The sequence below is a fragment of the Xanthomonas cissicola genome (assembly GCF_008801575.1).
Taxonomy (GTDB): Bacteria; Pseudomonadota; Gammaproteobacteria; order Xanthomonadales; family Xanthomonadaceae; genus Xanthomonas; species Xanthomonas cissicola.
In genome coordinates this window covers 1-2154 of the sequence record NZ_VZPL01000171.1, presented here as the reverse complement: position 1 = coordinate 2154, position 2154 = coordinate 1, and the positions used below count along the sequence as shown (strand labels likewise).

The following is a 2154-nucleotide window of genomic DNA, read 5'->3' as shown; positions in this document are numbered from 1 at the left end:
AACGGTTCATGCGTGTGTAGACCGTATGCCAGTTGCCAAAGCGCTTGGGTAGGCCGCGCCATTTGCAGCCATGCTCGGCAACGTAAAGGATGGCGTTGACCACTTGCAGGTTGGTCATGCTGACATTGCCGCGCTGCGCCGGCAGGCAGTGTTCGATCAGAGAAAATTGTGCTGGCGTGATCTCCATGCCCAATAGTTTAATCGCTCGGGCCATTAGTGTTAACAGGCCCTAGTTCGACTTGTATTGCAGGCAATTGCTTGGATCGAAGACCGGTAGCACTTGACCAAATCGGTGTCCGCGGTAACGCTCGGATACTGGTGTGCGCCTCTCGCGCTGCACGCATCGATTGGAGAGACCGCACGTGGATCGTCGTACCTTTCTCACCTTGTCCAGCATCGGTGCCGCCGGGTTGCTGCTGCCGCACACACGGCTGATCGCTGCCGAGCAACTGCTCGCCCCGGCCGATGCCGCGCGCAACCGACGCCTGGCCGATAGCGCACTGACCACGGCCAAGGCCGCCGGTGCCAGCTATTGCGACGTGCGCGTGGGGCGCTATCTGCGCCAGTTCGTGATCACGCGCGAGGCGCAGGTGGACAACGTGGTCAATGCCGAATCCAGCGGGGTGGGCGTGCGCGTGCTGGCCGATGGCGCCTGGGGGTTCGCGGCCACCAACACGCTGACCAGCGATGGCGTGGCCACCGCCGCGCGGCAGGCGGTGGCCATTGCCAAGGCGAATGCGCGCTTGGGCGGCACGCCGGTGCAATTGGCGCCTGTGACGCCGGCCGGGCAGGTCAGCTGGAAGACGCCGATCAGGAAGAACGCCATGGGAGTGCCGCTGCAGGACAAAGTAGCGCTGCTGATGGACGTCAACGCCGCTGCGCTCAACGCCGGCGCCACCTTCGTGGCCTCGCGCATGTTTGCGATCAACGAGCAAAAATATTTCGCCAGCAGCGATGGTTCGTATATCGATCAGGACGTGCATCGGCTGTGGCTGCCGTTCACCGTCACCGCAGTGGACAAGGCCAGCGGCAAGTTCCGCACCCGCGACGGGTTGTCCTCGCCGATGGGCATGGGCTACGAATATCTGGATGGCGATGCCAAGCAGAAGCACCAGTTGCCGGGCGGGCTGATCGGTTACGGGCACAGTTACGACGCGCGCGAAGATGCGATCGCCGCGGCCGGACAGGCGCGCGCCAAACTCGCCGCACCGTCGGTAAAGGCGGGCAAGTACGATCTGGTGATCGACCCGAGCAATCTGTTCCTCACCATCCATGAGTCGGTCGGGCACCCGCTGGAGCTCGATCGTGTGCTCGGTTACGAGGCCAACTACGCCGGCACCAGTTTCGCCACACTGGACAAGCGCGATGCCGGTTACCGCTGGAGCAGCGATGCGGTGACCTTCCTCGCCGACAAAACGCAGACTGGCAGCCTGGGTGCAGTGGGGTACGACGATGAAGGCGTCAAGACCAAGCAGTGGGAGTTGGTGAAGGACGGCATCCTGGTCGACTACCAGTGCACGCGCGATCAGGCGCACCTGCTCGGCAAGACCGCGTCCGATGGCTGTAGCTACGCCGATTCGTGGTCGAACGTGCAATTCCAACGCATGCCCAATGTGTCGTTGGCGCCGGGCAAGACGCCGTTGGCGGTTGCCGAGATGATCAAGAACGTGGAGCGCGGCTTGTACATCCATGGGCGCGGTTCGTATTCGATCGATCAGCAGCGCTATAACGCGCAGTTCGGCGGGCAGTTGTTCTACGAGATCGAAAACGGTCAGGTCACGCGCCTGGTGGAAGATGGCGCGTACCAGATCCGCACGCCGGAATTCTGGAATGCCTGCAGCGCGGTGTGCGATCAACGCGATTTCCGCCTGGGTGGCTCGTTCTTCGATGGCAAGGGACAACCGAGCCAGGTCTCGGCGGTGTCGCATGGCGCGTCTACCGCGCGCTTCGATGGCATCAATGTGATCAATACCGCGCGTTCGTTGGGGTGATTGTCGGTGGATCAGTTGCGCTGCGATTAATGTTTCTAGGGCCTGTTAACACATCCGAAGCCCATCAACGACTAGGACGAAGCTGAGGAATCCAAGGAACATGACATCCAGCTTCTCGAAGCGCGAGAAAATCCGGCGGTAGCCTTTCAAGCGACGGAACAGT

Annotated in this window: 2 protein-coding genes and 1 pseudogene; 1 reads left to right on the top strand and 2 read right to left on the bottom strand. The window is 61.8% G+C overall.

Annotated elements, in window-relative coordinates; genetic code table 11:
- A partial coding sequence (locus tag F7R02_RS25060) for a transposase (RefSeq protein ID WP_151210039.1) occupies positions 1-187 on the bottom strand: 187 nt, incomplete at its 3' end.
- A gap of 175 nt (positions 188-362) precedes the next feature.
- Here F7R02_RS25060 and F7R02_RS25055 point away from each other — a divergent pair.
- Positions 363-1991: a TldD/PmbA family protein gene (locus F7R02_RS25055; protein ID WP_167521110.1), complete on the top strand. Its 1629-nt coding sequence runs from the start codon at positions 363-365 to the stop codon at positions 1989-1991.
- Between the two features lie 45 nt (positions 1992-2036).
- Here F7R02_RS25055 and F7R02_RS25050 read toward each other — a convergent pair.
- Positions 2037-2154 (bottom strand): annotated as a pseudogene (locus F7R02_RS25050) (IS5-like element ISCARN85 family transposase); the annotation flags it as partial.